14 protein-coding genes are annotated in these 15,821 nt (G+C 72.5%); 12 read left to right on the top strand and 2 right to left on the bottom strand.

Annotated elements, in window-relative coordinates; genetic code table 11:
- The first annotated feature begins 36 nt into the window (after nt 1-36).
- From ACT80S_RS03045 to ACT80S_RS03035, 3 genes are all read left to right on the top strand, one after another.
- Nucleotides 37-537, top strand: a complete 501-nt coding sequence (locus ACT80S_RS03045; RefSeq protein ID WP_377412421.1) for a cupredoxin domain-containing protein — start codon at nt 37-39, stop codon at nt 535-537.
- 216 nt (nt 538-753) lie between these two features.
- Complete coding sequence (locus ACT80S_RS03040; protein WP_377412418.1) at nt 754-1,521, top strand: class II aldolase/adducin family protein; 768 nt, start codon at nt 754-756, stop codon at nt 1,519-1,521.
- 117 nt (nt 1,522-1,638) lie between these two features.
- Nucleotides 1,639-2,844, top strand: a complete 1,206-nt coding sequence (locus ACT80S_RS03035; protein WP_377412415.1) for a YbfB/YjiJ family MFS transporter — start codon at nt 1,639-1,641, stop codon at nt 2,842-2,844.
- Between the two features lie 85 nt (nt 2,845-2,929).
- Here the strand turns inward: ACT80S_RS03035 and ACT80S_RS03030 are convergent, their stop codons facing one another.
- Both ACT80S_RS03030 and ACT80S_RS03025 read right to left on the bottom strand, forming a co-directional pair.
- Complete coding sequence (locus ACT80S_RS03030; RefSeq protein WP_377412412.1) at nt 2,930-3,664, bottom strand: ABC transporter substrate-binding protein; 735 nt, start codon at nt 3,662-3,664, stop codon at nt 2,930-2,932.
- A gap of 239 nt (nt 3,665-3,903) precedes the next feature.
- Nucleotides 3,904-4,275 carry a response regulator transcription factor gene (locus ACT80S_RS03025; RefSeq protein WP_377412409.1) on the bottom strand — a complete coding sequence of 124 codons (372 nt, stop codon included), beginning with the start codon at nt 4,273-4,275 and terminating at the stop codon, nt 3,904-3,906.
- 82 nt (nt 4,276-4,357) lie between these two features.
- Between ACT80S_RS03025 and ACT80S_RS03020 the strand changes: the two genes are divergently transcribed.
- The 9 genes from ACT80S_RS03020 to ACT80S_RS02980 all read left to right on the top strand — a co-directional run bounded on the left by ACT80S_RS03020 (nt 4,358) and on the right by ACT80S_RS02980 (nt 15,819).
- On the top strand, nt 4,358-4,837 hold the full coding sequence (locus ACT80S_RS03020) for a HugZ family pyridoxamine 5'-phosphate oxidase (protein WP_377412406.1): 480 nt from the start codon (nt 4,358-4,360) through the stop codon (nt 4,835-4,837).
- 225 nt (nt 4,838-5,062) lie between these two features.
- A complete protein-coding gene (locus ACT80S_RS03015; protein ID WP_377412403.1) occupies nt 5,063-5,593 on the top strand; it encodes an Lrp/AsnC family transcriptional regulator in 531 nt (176 codons plus the stop codon).
- Between the two features lie 23 nt (nt 5,594-5,616).
- Nucleotides 5,617-6,402, top strand: coding sequence for a 2-keto-4-pentenoate hydratase (locus ACT80S_RS03010; protein WP_377412400.1), 786 nt, complete (start codon nt 5,617-5,619; stop codon nt 6,400-6,402).
- A 30-nt stretch (nt 6,403-6,432) separates the two neighbouring features.
- The gene (gene sbmA / locus ACT80S_RS03005) at nt 6,433-7,449 is read left to right on the top strand and encodes a peptide antibiotic transporter SbmA (protein WP_377412398.1); all 1,017 of its coding nucleotides are present in this window, start codon (nt 6,433-6,435) and stop codon (nt 7,447-7,449) included.
- Between the two features lie 34 nt (nt 7,450-7,483).
- On the top strand, nt 7,484-8,569 hold the full coding sequence (gene serC, locus ACT80S_RS03000) for a 3-phosphoserine/phosphohydroxythreonine transaminase (protein ID WP_377412395.1): 1,086 nt from the start codon (nt 7,484-7,486) through the stop codon (nt 8,567-8,569).
- An 87-nt stretch (nt 8,570-8,656) separates the two neighbouring features.
- A complete protein-coding gene (gene acnA / locus ACT80S_RS02995) occupies nt 8,657-11,554 on the top strand; it encodes an aconitate hydratase AcnA (RefSeq protein WP_377412392.1) in 2,898 nt (965 codons plus the stop codon).
- Nucleotides 11,555-11,639: 85 nt separating this feature from the next.
- Nucleotides 11,640-12,827 carry an FAD-dependent monooxygenase gene (locus ACT80S_RS02990; RefSeq protein WP_377412390.1) on the top strand — a complete coding sequence of 396 codons (1,188 nt, stop codon included), beginning with the start codon at nt 11,640-11,642 and terminating at the stop codon, nt 12,825-12,827.
- Nucleotides 12,828-12,917: 90 nt separating this feature from the next.
- Complete coding sequence (locus ACT80S_RS02985) at nt 12,918-14,864, top strand: hypothetical protein (protein WP_377412387.1); 1,947 nt, start codon at nt 12,918-12,920, stop codon at nt 14,862-14,864.
- A gap of 139 nt (nt 14,865-15,003) precedes the next feature.
- The gene (locus ACT80S_RS02980; RefSeq protein ID WP_377412384.1) at nt 15,004-15,819 is read left to right on the top strand and encodes a class I SAM-dependent methyltransferase; all 816 of its coding nucleotides are present in this window, start codon (nt 15,004-15,006) and stop codon (nt 15,817-15,819) included.
- The last annotated feature ends 2 nt before the right edge of the window (nt 15,820-15,821 follow it).

The raw sequence follows: 15,821 nt of genomic DNA, 5'->3' as shown, positions 1-15,821 counted from the left end.
ATCATGCGCTCCCGACATCCTGATCACCGGCCCTCGATGACACGCTTCCTCTCCTGCACGCTGGCGGCCCTGTTCGCCCTGGCCCCGATGCTGCCGGCCCGCGCCCATGGCGATGCGGCCCATGGGGGCGCGCCCCGCGCCTTCGACCCCGCGCGGGTCGAGGCCACGCCCTTCGGTCAGGAGGGCGACCCGAAGAAGGTCACCCGCACCGTGCAGGTCCGCATGGGTGACGACATGCGCTTCGTCCCCGGCACGCTCACCGTGCGGCGCGGCGAGACGGTGCGCCTGCGCGTGGCGAACCGGGGCCAGGTGATGCACGAGCTGGTGATCGGCACCCCCCGGGAGCTGGCCGAGCATGCGGAACAGATGCGCAAGTTCCCCGGCATGGAGCATGACGCGCCGCACATGGCGCATGTGAAGCCGGGTGCGACCGGCGAGATCGTCTGGCAGTTCACGCAGGCTGGCGAGTTCCAGTTCGCCTGCCTGATCCCGGGCCACTTCGAGGCCGGGATGGTCGGCAAGGTCGTCGTGCGCTAGGGTTGCGCCTGGCGGGCTGGATCGAGGCATCCATGCAGGCCGTCCCGGGCCGGCCGCTCCAGGGCCCGGGCGTGCCGGTCTTCGACGTGCTGGCCGGCTCCTTCACCCGCCTCACGCGGGGTGCGCGCGGCGACACCTTCCGTGCGACCGCGGCCCGCTGGGTACCATTTCCTTCCGTTTCGCCTGAGAAAACCCCTGCAACGCCCTGGAGCGACCATGACCCAACGCACCGCCGCCGACTTTCACCCCGACGAGTGGAAGGCCCGCGTCGAACTCGCCGCCTGCTACCGCATCTTCGACATGCTGGGGTGGACGGAGATGATCTACAACCACATCACCGTGCGCGTGCCCGAAAGCGTGTCCGGCAGCGAGCGGCAATTCCTGATCAACCCCTTCGGCCTGCACTACTCCGAGGTCACCGCCAGCAACCTGGTGAAGATCGACGTGCAGGGCCGCAAGCTGGACGACTCGCCCTGGCCGGTGAACCCGGCGGGCTTCACCATCCATGGCGCGATCCACGAGCATGTGGAGGGCGCGCACTGCGTGATGCACACCCACACCACCGCCGGCCTGGCGGTGGCCTGCACGCAGGGCGGGCTGGCGCAGAACAACTTCTATTCGGCGCAGCTGCATGACCTGGTGGCCTACCACGACTTCGAGGGCATCACGGTGCATGCCGAGGAGGCGCCGCGCCTGCTCGCCAGCATGGGCAGCAAGCCGCTCGTGATCCTGCGGAACCACGGCCTGCTGGCCGCGGGGCCGACCCTGCCCCTGGCGCTGGTGCGCCTGTGGACCCTGCAGCGCGCCTGCGAGGTGCAGGTGATGCAGGCGGCCCTCGGCCCGGCGATCCCGGTGAGCGAGGCGGTGGCCCGCAAGACCACCGACGACGCGTTGCAGTGGGACGCCCGCTTCGGCGCCGGGCAGGACGTGTTCGACGCCCTGGTGCGCCGCGTCGACCGCATCGACGACAGCTACAAGCGCTGAACGCCGAGGGCCGGGCGGGGTCGCGCCATTCGCTAGACTCGGTTTCGCGCCCAGGGGCGGCCAGGCCAGGCCGCCCGGCGCCCCGATCCACGCCGCAGGCAGGAGGAGCCCCACGCCATGCACGGCCAACGACAACGCCTGCGCGTCCTCGCCGCGGGCATCTTCAGCCTGCTGCTGTCGGTGGGCGTGGCCCGCTTCGCCTACACCCCGCTGCTGCCGCTGATGCAGTCCCAGGCGGGCCTGGGCGTCGCCGAGGGCGGCTGGCTGGCCGCCATCAACTACGCCGGCTACCTGACCGGCGCCCTCATCGCCTCCCTGGTCGGCGACCTCGTGCTGAAGGACCGCCTCTACCGCCTGGGCATGGTGCTGGCCGTGGCCACCACGGTGATGATGGGCCTGGCGTCCAACGTGGTGCTGTGGGCCGTCTCCCGCTACCTCGCCGGCCTGGGCAGCGCCGCCGGCATGCTGCTTGGCACCGGCCTGATCATGAACTGGCTGATCCGCCATGGCCACCGCAGCGAGCTGGGCATCCACTTCTCGGGCCTGGGCCTGGGCATCGCCGGGGCGGCGGTGCTGGTGGAGGTGTTCGCGCGCTGGTTCGACTGGCAGGGCCAGTGGTTCGCCTTCACCGCCGTCGCCGTGGTGCTGCTGGTGCCGGCCCTGCGCTGGCTGCCGCCGCCCGACACCACCGGCCTGACCGCCGCCGGCGCGAAGATGGAGGACCATCCCCCCGGCGCGCTGTACCTGCGGGTCTTCATGGCGGCCTACTTCTGCGCCGGCGTCGGCTACGTGGTCAGCGCCACCTTCATCGTGGCCATCGTGAACCAGCTGCCGGGCCTGGGCGGCCGCGGCAACCTGGCCTTCCTGGCCATCGGCCTGGCGGCCGCGCCGGCCTGCATCTGCTGGGACTTCGTGGCCCGGCGCACCGGCGACCTGAATGCCCTGATCCTGGCCGCGGTGCTGCAGGTCGTGGGGATCCTGCTGCCGGTAGCGGTGGGCGGGCTGGCGATGACGCTGCTGGGGGCCGTGATGTTCGGCGGCACCTTCATCGGCATGGTGAGCCTGGTGCTCACCATGGCGGGGCGCTACTACCCCACGCGGCCCGCCAAGATGATGGGCAAGATGACGATGACCTACGGCGCTGCCCAGATCGTGGCGCCTGCCGTCACCGGCGCGCTGGCCGCGCGCTTCGGCGGCTACGCGGTGGGGCTGTACCTTGCCGCCGCGGTGATGGTGGCGGGTACCGGCCTGCTGCTGGTGCTGCGGGTGATCGAGCGGCGCGACCGGCGCGCCGCCGCCGCGGGCCTCACGGCCGGGGCGTGAGCACCGGGCACGCCGGGCCGCCGCAGGGCGGCGGCGCGCGTCGGGGGGGCGGGCGCAAGCGAGGCCCGGCGGCCGCAGCCGCCGCTCACTCCGCCGGCGCCACCGAGGCGCCTTCGATGCCGTGGCGCGCCAGCGCCCGGGCCACGAAGCCGCTGGCCTTCTGCTCTTCGACATAGGCGCGCAGGGCGGCGGCCGCCGCGTCGCCGCGCCCGCGCGGGCAGCCCATGGCCTGGCGGATCACCATGAAGCGGCCCGGCAGCAGGCGCAGGCCGCCGATGCGCGAGGCATCGGCCTCGAGCTGCTGCTTCACGCCGGCGGCCACGTCGGCCCCGGTGGCGATGAAATGCTCCACCACCGCGGGCGAGCTGGGCGCGCGCTCGATCGTGGCGGCCTTGATCTCGCGGGTCAGGTACAGGTCGTAGGCGCTGCCCAGGCCCACCACCAGGCGGATGCCCGCGTGGTCCACCTGCTCGTTGCTTTCCAGGGGGGACTCCTGGTTCACCAGGTAGCAGCCCTCGATCAGCACGTAGGGCGCGGTGAAGTGGATGCCTTCGCCGCGCTTGGGGTCCACCGCGAAGAAGCCGATGTCGGCCTCCTCGCGGGTCACCGCGTCGACCGACTTGCCGGCGGTGTCGAAGACCACCAGCTCCAGTTCCACGCCCAGGCGCTGGGCGAAGCCGCGCGCCAGGTCCACGGACACGCCGTGGACCTCGCCGGTGTCGGCCCGCTTGCCGGCGAGGATGGGGTTGCCCAGGTTGATGGAGGCGCGCAGCCGCCCCGTGGGGGTGAACGCTTTGACGATGTCGGCAGCCAGGGTCATGGTCGGTCTCAGGGGTTGAGGATGTCGCGGATGCGTATCAGGTTCCTGAGCTTGCCTGGCAGGGGCCCGGGCATCAAGGGGGAGGCATGCCGATTGCGTGCGCGCTCCAGCAGGCGGCGCACGCGGGTGATGCGGCGCTTGCCGGCCCAGGTGCTGCTCCAGGATCGAAGGTATCACGCCGCCGTCGCGCAGCAGCGCCCGCGCAGGCGCATTCCAGCCGGCCCCCGGCGCCGGCTCGTTCAGGCGGGCAGCAGCTCGCGGATGCGCCCCACCAGGTCGGTGGCGCTGAAGGGCTTGGGGAAGGCGGCGGTGGCGCCGGGGATGTCGATGGAGCCGATGCCCAGGCGCGTCGCCACCGAGCCGCTGCTGCCGGAGACCACGATCACCGGCAGCGCCGGCTGGTCCTCGCGCACGCGCCGCACGAACTCCACGCCGTCCATGTTCGGCATCACCAGGTCGGTGACGACCAGGTCCACCCGCGTGCCGGCCATGCGATCCAGCGCCTCGGCCCCGTCACCCGCCACCAGCACCTGGAAGCCCTGGAGCTCGAGCACCTCCTGGATGCCGCTTCGCAGCAGCTCTTCGTCTTCAACGAGCAGGATGGTGTGCAAGGAATCTCCAGGTGGGGCAGGGGCGAAGCCGCGGATTGTAGGTGGCGCCTCGGGCGCCGGCTTGACGCACCACAATGCGCGGATGGATGCCGAATCTTCACGCCTGCTGCGGAGCCTGCTGGCGGGCCGCCGCGTCGCCGCCCTCGCCACCCTGCATCGCGGCGAGCCCGCCGTCTCCATGGTGCCCTTCGTGCTCGCACCCTGGGGCGACGCGTTCCTGGTCCATGTCAGCGAGCTGGCCACGCACACGCGCGACATGCGCGAGCACCCGCGGGTGGGCCTGCTGGTGACGGCGGCGGAGGACGGCCCCTGGCCGCCGCAGGCGCTGCCGCGCGTGGCCCTGCAGGCCCGGGCCGCGCCCCTGCCCGCCGGCGACCCGCGCCATGCCGCGGCGCGCGCGCACTACCTCGCGCGCTTCCCCGACTCGGCGCCCACCTTCGAGCTGTCCGATTTCTCCCTCGTGGTCCTGGAGCCGCTGTCCGCCCGCCTGGTGGCCGGCTTCGGCCGCGCCTCGGCCCTGGCCGGCGAGGCCCTCCTGGCCTGGCTGCGCGAGGCGGGCTGAGGCCTTCCGGCGCCTCGCCGGGTTACCCACGGCGCCTGTGGGCGAGGCTGTGGACAGCGGGCGGGACAACCTCCGCAAGCCGCGCCAGGCTTGGGTTTCCACGGTTTGCCCAAAAAACGGGCAGGCCGGCGGCGCTGGCGGGATGGCGTTCGGCGGTGTCGCCTGCGTGGCGGAAATTCCTTCGGTCCTTGGGCAGAATCCGCGCAGGAATTCAGGAGCATTTTCATGACCCGGCCGAAAAACACCCGCAAGCCGGCCAAGCCGGCCCGCACCGCGCCCCTGGCCGATGACGCCCCGGCCAGCTTCGACAAGTTCGACCTCGCCATCCTGCGCGAGCTGCTGTCCGACTCGCGCCGCACCCTGCAGGAGATCGGCGAGGCGGTGAAGCTGTCGCCCACCACCTGCTGGAGCCGCATCAAGCGCCTGGAGGCCGAGGGCGTGATCCGCAAGTACAGCCTCGAGATCGACCGCGCGCGCCTGGGCTACAAGGAGACGGTGATCCTGCAGCTCACGCTGGAAAGCCATACCGACCAGACGCTGTTCGACTTCGGCAAGACCCTCGCCCAGATCCCCGAGGTGCTCGACGCCTATCTCGTCTCCGGCGACTACGACTACCACCTGCGCATCGCCGTCAAGGACACCCGCGACTACGAGCGCCTGCTGCGCGAGAAGCTGTACAAGATCCCCGGCATCCGACAGAGCAAGTCCAGCTTCGTGCTGCGCGTGCTGAAGGACACGAACGTCCCCGCCGTCTGAACACCCATCCCAGGAGCCACCCCATGCACGACCACCTGCTTCGCGCCGCCACCGAGCTGGCCGACAGCCTGCGCGGCGACCGCCATGTCGACGCGCTGCCCGACGCCATCCGCCCGCGCACCCGCGCCGAGGGCTATGCGGCGCAGGCCGCCTGGCCGGCGCTGCTGGGCCAGCCCGTCGCCGGCTGGAAGATCGCCGCCACCAGCGAGGCCGGACAGCGCCACATCGCGGTGAGCGGGCCGCTGGCCGGGCCGGTGTTCGCCCACCGCGTGGCCGGCCCGGGCGCCGCCGTCTCGCTGGCCGGCAACCGCATGCGCGTGGCCGAGTGCGAGGTGGTGTTCACCCTCGGTCGCACGCTGGCGCCGCGCGCCGGCGGCTACACCCGCGAGGAGGTGCTGGCGGCGGTGGCCACGGTGCACCCCGGCATCGAGGTGCCGGATTCGCGGTTCGCGCAGTTCGAGCGCGCCGGCGAGGCCCAGCTGGTCGCCGACTGCGCCTGCTGCCGTGACATGGTGCTGGGCGCCCCGGTGGCGCCCGAGCCGCAGCAGCTCGCGGCGCTGCCCGGCCTGCAGGTGCGCGCCCGCGTGAGCGACGGCCGCACGGCCGAGGGCGTGGGCCGCAACGTGCTGGGCGACCCGGTCGAGGCCCTGGTCTGGTTCGTCAACGAGATCGGGGCGGCCGGCCAGGCGGTGCAGGCCGGCCAGTTCGTCACCACCGGCGCCTGCGTGCCCCCGATCCCGGTGGCGCCGGGGCAGCGGGTGGAGGCGGACTTCGGCTGGCTCGGCACCCTCGCCGCCGAATTCACCTGAGCCCCCGGCGGGCGGCGGGGCGCCGCTACCATGCCCCGCATGTTCAAGTCCTTCTTCCTCTCGCGCCGCTGGTGGGTCTGGGCTTTCCCGGGCTCGGCGCTGATCCTCTACACCACCTGGTACCGCGTCAGCCTGGACGTGCAGATCAACGAGTGGTTCGGCGTGTTCTACGACACGGTGCAGAGCGCGCTGTCCAAGCCCGGCAGCGTGACCCTGCCCCAGTTCTGGGGCGAGCTGCTCACCTTCGGCCGCATCGCCATGCTGTACGTGGTGATCACCGTGGTGGTGGAGTTCTTCACCAAGCACTTCATCTTCCGATGGCGCCAGGCCATGAACGACTACTACATGGCCCACTGGGAGCGCCTGCGCCACATCGAGGGCGCGGCGCAGCGCGTGCAGGAGGACACCATGCGCTTCGCCCGGATCATGGAGGGCCTGGGCGTGGAGCTGATGCGAAGCCTCATGACCCTGGCCGCCTTCCTGCCGATCCTGTGGGCGCTGTCGGCGCAGGTCACCGAGCTGCCCTGGCTCGGGCCGGTGCCGCACTCCATGGTCTGGGTCGCGATCGTCTCCGCCATGGCCGGCACGGTGCTGCTCGCGGCGGTGGGCTTCAAGCTGCCGGGGCTGGAGTTCCAGAACCAGCGGGTCGAGGCGGCCTACCGCAAGGAGCTGGTCTACGGCGAGGACGACCCGCAGCGCGCCCAGGGCCCGGCGGTGAAGGCGCTGTTCGACGACGTGCGCCGCAATTACTTCCGGCTGTTCTTCCACTACCTGTACTTCGACGTGGCCAAGTGGTCGTACCTGCAGTTCTCGGTGCTGATCCCGCTGATCGCGCTGGCGCCCACCGTGGTGGCCGGCGTCATCACCCTGGGCGCGATGCAGCAGATCACCCGGGCCTTCGACCGGGTGGAGGGCTCGTTCCAGTTCCTGGTCCTGAGCTGGGGGACCATCGTCGAACTGATCTCGGTCTACAAGCGCCTGAAGGCGTTCGAACGCCAGATCCATCTCCAGCCGGGGGAGGGCGCGCTGGCGGCGGTGCGAAAATAGCGCCTTTCGCCGCATTCCCGGAGATCCCGTTCCCATGACCCGCGTCTTCAACTTCAGCCCCGGCCCCGCCACCCTGCCCGAGGCCGTCCTGCGCCAGGCCGCCGACGAGATGCTGGACTGGCGCGGCACCGGCATGTCCGTCATGGAGATGAGCCACCGCGGCCCGGAATTCATCTCCATCTTCGAGGAGGCCGAGGCCGACCTGCGCGAGTTGATGGCGATCCCGGCGAACTACAAGGTGCTGTTCCTGCAGGGCGGCGGCATCGGCGAGAACGCCATCGTGCCGATGAACCTGATCGCCCGCACCGGCCAGGCCGACTACGTCGTCTCCGGCGACTGGTCGAAGAAGTCGGCCAAGGAGGCCGCGCACTTCGGCACCATCCGCATCGCCGCCAGCAGCGAGGAGGGCGGCCGCTACCTGCGTACGCCGGCGCAGTCGACCTGGCAGATCGATCCGAAGGCCGCCTACGTCCACATCTGCTCCAACGAGACCATCGGCGGCGTGGAGTACTTCTGGACGCCCGACACCGGCGACGTGCCCCTGGTGGCCGACATGTCCTCGAACATCCTCTCGCGCCCGATCGACGTCTCCAGGTACGGCCTGATCTACGCCGGCGCCCAGAAGAACATCGGCCCCTCGGGCCTGACGGTGGTGATCGTGCGCGAGGACCTGCTGGGCCACGCGCTGCCCTACACGCCCGAGGTCTTCAACTACAAGACCCAGGCCGACGCCGGCTCCATGTACAACACCCCGCCGACCTACGCGATCTACATCGCCGGCCTGGTGTTCAAGCACGTCAAGGCCATGGGCGGCGTCACCGCCATGGAGGCGCACAACCGCGCCAAGGCCAAGGTGCTGTACGACTTCCTCGACGGCAGCCGCTTCTTCAGCAACCCCATCGACCCGGCCGACCGCTCCCTGATGAACGTGCCGTTCTGGCTCGCCAACCCGGCGCTGGACGAGGCCTTCCTGGCCGGCGCCAAGGCCCGTGGCCTGATCCAGCTCAAGGGCCACCGCTCGGTGGGCGGCATGCGCGCCTCGATCTACAACGCCATGTCGGTCGAGGGCGTGCAGGCGCTGGTGGGCTACATGCAGGAGTTCGAGGCGGCCAACGCCTGAGCCCGGCGGGGACCGCGCGGGCGGCGCCCCGCGCCGGCGCGGGCGGGAGCACAATCGTCGGGTTGCGACGACCGGGAGGCCCGCCCCATGACCCACGCATTCGCCCACACCCTGCGTCCCCTGCGCCTCGGCGCCGGCAAGTCCGCCACCGGGGGGCGCCTGTTCAGCCTGCCGGCGCTCGCCGCGGAGTACCCCGGCGTTTCGCGCCTGCCGCACTCCCTGCGCATCGTCCTCGAGTCGGTGCTGCGCCACTGCGACGGGCTCAAGGTCACGCCCGGCCATGTGCGCGCCCTGGCCAACTGGCAACCGCAGGCGCCGCGCACCGAGGAGATTCCCTTCACCGTCGCCCGGGTGGTGCTGCAGGACTTCACCGGCGTGCCCCTGCTGGCCGACCTCGCCGCCATGCGCAGCGCCGCCGCCCGCCTGGGCCGCGCGCCCGGGGCCATCGAGCCCCTGGTGCCGGTGGACCTGGTGGTGGACCACTCGGTGATGGTGGACCACTACGGCACCCGCGACGCGCTCGACCTGAACATGCGCCTGGAGTTCCAGCGCAATCGCGAGCGCTACGAGTTCATGAAGTGGGGCATGCAGGCCTTCGACACCTTCGGCGTCGTGCCCCCGGGCTTCGGCATCGTGCACCAGGTGAACCTGGAGTACCTGGCCCGCGGCGTGCACCGCGACGCGGACGGCATCCACTACCCCGACTCCCTGGTCGGCACCGACAGCCACACCACCATGATCAACGGGGTGGGCGTGGTGGCCTGGGGCGTGGGCGGCATCGAGGCCGAGGCCGCGATGCTGGGGCAGCCGGTCTACTTCCTCACGCCCGACGTGGTGGGCGTGGAACTCTCCGGCCGCCTGCGCGAGGGCTGCACCGCCACCGACCTGGTGCTCACCGTGACCGAGCTGCTGCGGCGGCACAAGGTGGTGGGCAAGTTCGTGGAGTTCTTCGGCGAGGGCGCGCGCACGCTCGCCGTCCCCGACCGCGCCACGCTGGGCAACATGGCCCCCGAGTACGGCGCCACCATGGGCTTCTTCCCGGTGGACGACAAGACCATCGCCTACTTCGAGGGTACCGGCCGCGACAAGGGCGAGGTCGCGGCGCTGGAGGCGTACTTCCGGGCGCAGGAGATGTTCGGCATCCCGCTGGCGGGCGAGGTCGACTACTCGCAGGTCGTGCGGCTGGACCTGGGCAGCGTCGCCCCCAGCCTGGCGGGCCCCAAGCGCCCGCAGGACCGCATCGAGATCGGCCAGGTGGCGCGCCAGTTCGCCACGCTGTACAGCCAGCCCGCCGCCGCCAACGGCTTCAACCGGCCCGCCGAGACCCTGCTCACGCGTCACCTGGTGCATGCGGGCGGCGAGGCCCGGGACCCGAAGGTGCCCGCCACGCCGCCATCGCGCGCCCATGCGCCGCGCCACGAGCAGGAGATGGAGGCCAACAGGCCCACCCTGCAGTCGGCCGTGCACGAGGCGCCGCCGCGCGAGCGCCATGTGCAGGACGTGACCATCGGCAACGGCGACGTGCTGATCGCCGCCATCACCAGCTGCACCAACACCTCCAACCCCGGCGTCATGCTGGCCGCGGGCCTGCTCGCGAAGAAGGCGGTGAAGGCCGGCCTGCGGGTGGCGCCCCACATCAAGACCTCGCTGGCGCCGGGCTCGCGCATCGTCACCGAGTACCTGGTCAAGGCCGGCCTGCTGCCGTACCTGGAGGAACTGGGCTTCACCGTGGCCGGCTACGGCTGCACCACCTGCATCGGCAATGCCGGCGACCTCGCGCCCGAGATCAACGAGGCCCTCGTCAAGAGCGACCTGGTATGCGCCGCGGTGCTCTCGGGCAACCGCAACTTCGAGGCGCGCATCCACCCCAACCTCAAGGCCAACTTCCTGGCCAGCCCGCCGCTGGTGGTGGCCTACGCCATCGCCGGCACGGTGCTGCGTGACCTCATGACCGAGCCGGTGGGCCGCGGCCGGGACGGCAAGGACGTCTGGCTCGGCGACATCTGGCCCACCAGCGACGAGGTCCATGCGCTGATGCGGCATGCCATGAACGGCAAGGCCTACCGCGCCAACTACGCGCGGGTGCAGTCCGACCCGGGCCTGCTGTGGGAGCGCATCCAGGGCGGCTCGGGCGAGGTCTACGACTGGCCGGCCAGCACCTACATCGCGCAGCCGCCGTTTTTCGACGGCTTCACCCCGCAGCCGCCGGCCGCCGGCGAGCCGGTGAAGGTCGTGGGGGCGCGGGTGATGGCGCTGTTCGGCGACTCCATCACCACCGACCACATCTCGCCGGCCGGCTCCATCAAGGAGCACTCGCCGGCCGGCCAGTGGCTGATCGCCCACGGCGTGGGCAAGGCCGACTTCAACAGCTACGGCGCGCGCCGCGGCAACCACGAGGTGATGGTGCGCGGCACCTTCGCCAACGTTCGCATCAAGAACCTGATGATCCCGCCCGGGGCCGACGGCTCGCGCGAGGAGGGCGGCTTCACCCTCCACCGCGACGACGCGGGCAACGTGCAGAAGATGTTCATCTACGATGCGGCCATGAAGTACATGGCACAGGGGCTGCCCACCGTCGTTTTCGCCGGCGAGGAGTACGGCACCGGCTCCTCTCGCGACTGGGCGGCCAAGGGCACGCTGCTGCTCGGGATCAAGGCGGTGATCGCCCGCAGCTTCGAGCGCATCCACCGCAGCAACCTGGTGGGCATGGGCGTGCTGCCGCTGCAGTTCAAGGGCGATGACAGCTGGCAGTCGCTGGGCCTGGACGGCAGCGAGCGCATCGACGTCCTGCCCGACCCGCAGCTGGCCCCGCAGAGCGACGCCACGCTGGCCATCACCCGCGCCGACGGCCGCCGCCAGGAGGTGGTGGTCACGCTGCGCATCGACACCCCGATCGAGGTGGCCTACTACCGCCACGGCGGGATCCTGCCCTACGTGCTGCGGCAGCTGCTCGCGCAGCCGGTCTCCCGCATGGCGTCCGCATGAGCGCCGCGCCGGGCCGCCCCGAGCCGGCGAACGCCGCCCCGCGGCGCAGCGACGCACACGCCGTGCCGGGCGCGGGGGCTGGCGCGTGAGCCGCGACCTGCTGGTCGCGGGGGGCGGCATCGCCGGCCTGGCCGCTGCGCTGGCCGCCGTGCGCGCGGGCTGGATGGCCCGCGTGTTCGAGCAGGCGCCGCATTTCTCCGAGGTGGGCGCGGGCCTGCAGCTCGGGCCCAACGCCACCCGGGTGCTGCGCGCCTGGGACGTGCTGCCGCTGGTCAAGGACATCGCCTGCGCCCCGCGCCGCCTGGTCACGCGCGACGCGCTCACCGGCCGCGAGATCGCCAGCCTGCCGCTGGGCACCGATTTCGAGCGCCGCTACGGCGCGCCCTACCTCACGATGCACCGCGCCGACCTGCATGGCGCGCTGCTGCAGGCCGTGGGCGGCCTGGAGGTGGGGCTGCATCCGGGCGTGCGCATCGCCGGCTTCCTCGAGGAGGGCGCGGCGGTGGGCCTGCGCCTGGACGGGCGCGAGGCGCCGCAGGCCGATGCCCTGGCGGCCTGCGACGGCCTGTGGAGCGTGGCCCGCCAGCAGCTCCTGGGCGACGGCCCGGCCCGGCCCTCCGACCATGTGGCCTACCGCGGCCTGGCCACGCTGGCCGACCTGCCGGCCCCCTGGCAGGCCGGCGCGGGCGGCGGCGAGGTCACCGCCTGGCTCGGCCCGCGCCTGCACGCCGTGACCTACCCGGTGCGCGGCGGCGCGGTGCTGAACGTGGTGTGCGTGGTGCAGCAGTCCGTCGACGGCGAGCGCTTCGGCTGGGACCTGCCCGGCACCGTCGACCGCCTCCGGGCCGCGATGGGCCCGGCCTGCGCCCGCCTGCAGGAGGCGCTGCAGGCGGTGCCGTCCTGGGGCCTGTGGGTGCTGCATGACCGCGACCCGGTGGCCGGCGCGCACCAGATGGCGCTCGGCCGCGTGGCCCTGCTGGGGGATGCGGCGCACCCGATGCGCCCCTACCTCGCGCAGGGCGCCGCGATGGCGCTGGAGGATGCCTTCGAGCTGGGCCGCAGCCTGCAGGCGGTCACCGACCGCGTGCTGGACGTGCCCGACGCCCTGCAACGCTACGCGCTCGGGCGCTGGCAGCGGGTGGCCCGCGTGCAGCGGCGCGCGCTGCGCAACGGGACCATCTTCCATGCCACCGGCCCGGTGCGGCTGGCGCGCGACCTGGCCCTGCGCGGGCTGGGGGCGCGGCTGATGGACCAGCCCTGGCTGTACGGCTGACGGGTCGCGCCCGGCCGGGAACCCGGTGACGGCTCCGGCCACACCTCGCGGGTCGCGCCATGGTGGCCGACCTTGCAGGAGATGCCGCCCATGGCTGTCAGAGAGACCACGTTCAACCCCTACGCCGGACGGCCGCCGTCCGGACCTTCCTCCTCCGGTGACGGCAAGTCCGCGGGCGTGCGCCCCGCCGACTCCAAGGGCCGGCCGGTATGGCCGGATTCCCGGCGCGAGGCGCAGTCCTGTGTGCCGCGTCCCGCCCGCTACCCGGTGGCCGCGGCGGACGAGGAGGCGCTCCCGGTCCAGGGGCGCAAGGCCGAGGCCCTGCCCGCGCGCGGGCCCGGCGCCAAGCGCAAGGCCGAGGCGCAGGCCACGCCGCCCGAAGACCCGAAGCAGGCCCGCGCCGTGTGGGGGGGCCCGTCGCTCGCCACGGCGCAGGATTGCGCCCGGGTGTTCGCCCGGGCCCTGGAGACGGGCCAGGCGGCGTCCATCGCGTCCGCCGGGCGGAAGGTCGCCACGCAACTGGGCGGCGACGCGATCGACAGCGATTCGCAGGACCGGTTGTTCGATGCCCTGCTGCTGTCCTGCCCCGGCCGGGCGCTGCCCGACCTGGTGTCACTGATGCAGGGGACCGTCTCGGCCTGCCTGCCGGCCCCCGTCCCCGCGGCCCGCGCCGCCGCGTGGCTGGGCCAGTTCCATGCCGCCCTCGCCCGTGGCGAGGCCCTCCTGGGGCGGGACGAATGGGCCGCCCAGGCGCAGGCCGGCGAGCCCCTTGCCTGCATGGCCGCGGCCTGCGGGCAGCCGGTGGCATGGACCCTCGCCCACGTGATGCGCCTGGCCCATGACCCGGCCGACGACGTCCTGCAGGTGGACCTGGCCCGCGCCCTGGCTTCGGCGTTCGAGGCCCTGGCGGCGCGCGGCGAGGACCCGCACGCTGCCCTGGTGGCGGCGCTGCGCACCTGGGCGCAGGAGGGCTTCTGGTGGGGCCACCTCCTCGATGCCCTCACGCCGACCCAGACGCCGCAGGCGCGCGCCTGGGCCCTGGAGCGGTTGCGGGCCGGCGGGGAGGGGGCGCGTGACGCGGCGCAGCTCCTGGTGATGCTGGAACGCCAGCCCGACGAGGACGCCGAGACGCCGACGCTGTGCTCGCGGCTGCTCGATCGGCTGGTGGCCGCGACCCCCGAGGGCCTGACGCAGAACCCCGACCTGCCGCACGTGCTGGCGGGCGTCCTGCACCTCGTCCCGCGGACGTTTCCCCTCGGGGCCTGGCGTGACGTCCTCGAGGAATTCGTCTCCTGGGGCGATGGGCATGTCACGGATGCGCAGTGGCTGGCGTTCGGCCTGTTCGACCAGTCCCTGCGGTACCAGGGTGAGGGCGAGGGGGCCGGATGGGCCGAGGGCGAATGGCTCACCGTCGCCGCCCGGTTCCAGGCGCTGGCGACCGAGTGCGCCGACGACCCGCTGTGCGACAGCCTCATGGGCAGCGAGGACTTCACCGAGCGGGAGAAGGTCCGCCTGGCACGGCTGGTCCTCACGCTGTGGTCCCACGACGCGCCCAGGCCCGCCCGCTGGCTCGGGACGGCGGCCACGCTGCGCCTGTCCTTCGAGACGCGGATCGACCTCATGGCCGCCGTGATCGAGCTCCAGGGCGACGGCGTGGGCCGCCCGGACTTCGCCTTCGCCCGCCGGCAAGTGGTGGCGCGCATCCTGGAGGCGGGGAACGAGGGGGAGGGCCGGGAACCGGGCGAACGTCTCGCCCGCCAGGTCGAGGCGGCGCAAGGCCTGGTGGCCCTGTACCGCGCGTGGCAGGCGCGCAGGGGCCTGGAGCCGCTGTCCCGGATCACGCCACCCGACGCCGCCTGGGTCAGCGACAAGCTCGAGGATTTGAAGGATTACCAGGAATTCCTGGCGGACGAGGTTCGCGAACTCGAGCGGGAGCACCTGCCGGCCCTGGCGCTGCGCCCGGTGCTCGAGAGCCTCCTGCGGCCGATGCTGGAGCAGGTGGGCCGCCTGGTGGCCCCCGCGGCCAAGTCGTCCTGACGTGCGCAGGTCCGGGTCCTCGCAGGCGCCGGCCGCTCACATCCTGTAACTCTTCAGTAGCTTCGCTTTCATGCCCCCCGGGGGTACCGTGCGCGTTGGCGCCGGGGCTGTCCCGGTGCCATCAGCAAGGAGCGGTCACATGAATCCGAACCAGGCGTTGTGGGAGAAGGGCGATTTCACGCGCATCGCGGCGGCGATGCGCGAAAGCGGCGAGGACCTCGTGCGCGCGATCGGCATCGCGCCCGGCATGAAGGTGCTGGACCTGGGCTGCGGCGATGGCACCACCGCGCTGCCGGCGGCCCGCGCCGGCGCCGACGTGCTGGGCGTGGACATTTCCACCCCGCTGGTGGCGGCCGGCCGCCGGCGCGCCGAGGAGGCCGGCCTGGCGAACTGCCGCTTCGAGCACGGCGACGCCTGCGACCTGCAGGGCCTGCCGGACGGCCACTTCGACCGCGTCGTGAGCATCTTCGGCGCGATGTTCGCCCCGCGCCCGTTCGACGCGGCGAAGTCCATGGTGCGGGTGACGCGCCGGGGCGGGCGCATCGTCATGGGCAACTGGATCCCCAACGACCCGACCCTGGTGGCGCAGCTGCTCAAGACCAGCGCCGCGTTCTCGCCGCCGCCGCCCGAGGGCTTCATCAGCCCCATGACCTGGGGCGTGGAGGCCAACGTCATCGAGCGCTTCGGCGCCGCCGGCGTGCCGGCGCAGCGCATCGAGTTCGTCCGTGACACCTACACCTTCCGCCACCCGGGCTCGCCCACCGATTTCGTGGACCACTTCCGCCGCTTCTACGGGCCGACGATGAATGCCTTCGAGGCCGCGGAGAAGACCGAGCGCACCGAGGAACTGCGCGAGCAGCTCGAGGACCTGTTCGCCCGGCACAACACCAGCGGCAGCGCCGCCACCACCGTGATCCCGGCGACTTTCCTGCGGGTCACGGTGAACGTGGACTAGCC

Source organism: Ramlibacter sp. MAHUQ-53, assembly GCF_052600055.1.
The sequence above is the reverse complement of the archived record's forward strand: the minus strand, read 5'-3'. Positions and strand labels throughout refer to the sequence as shown.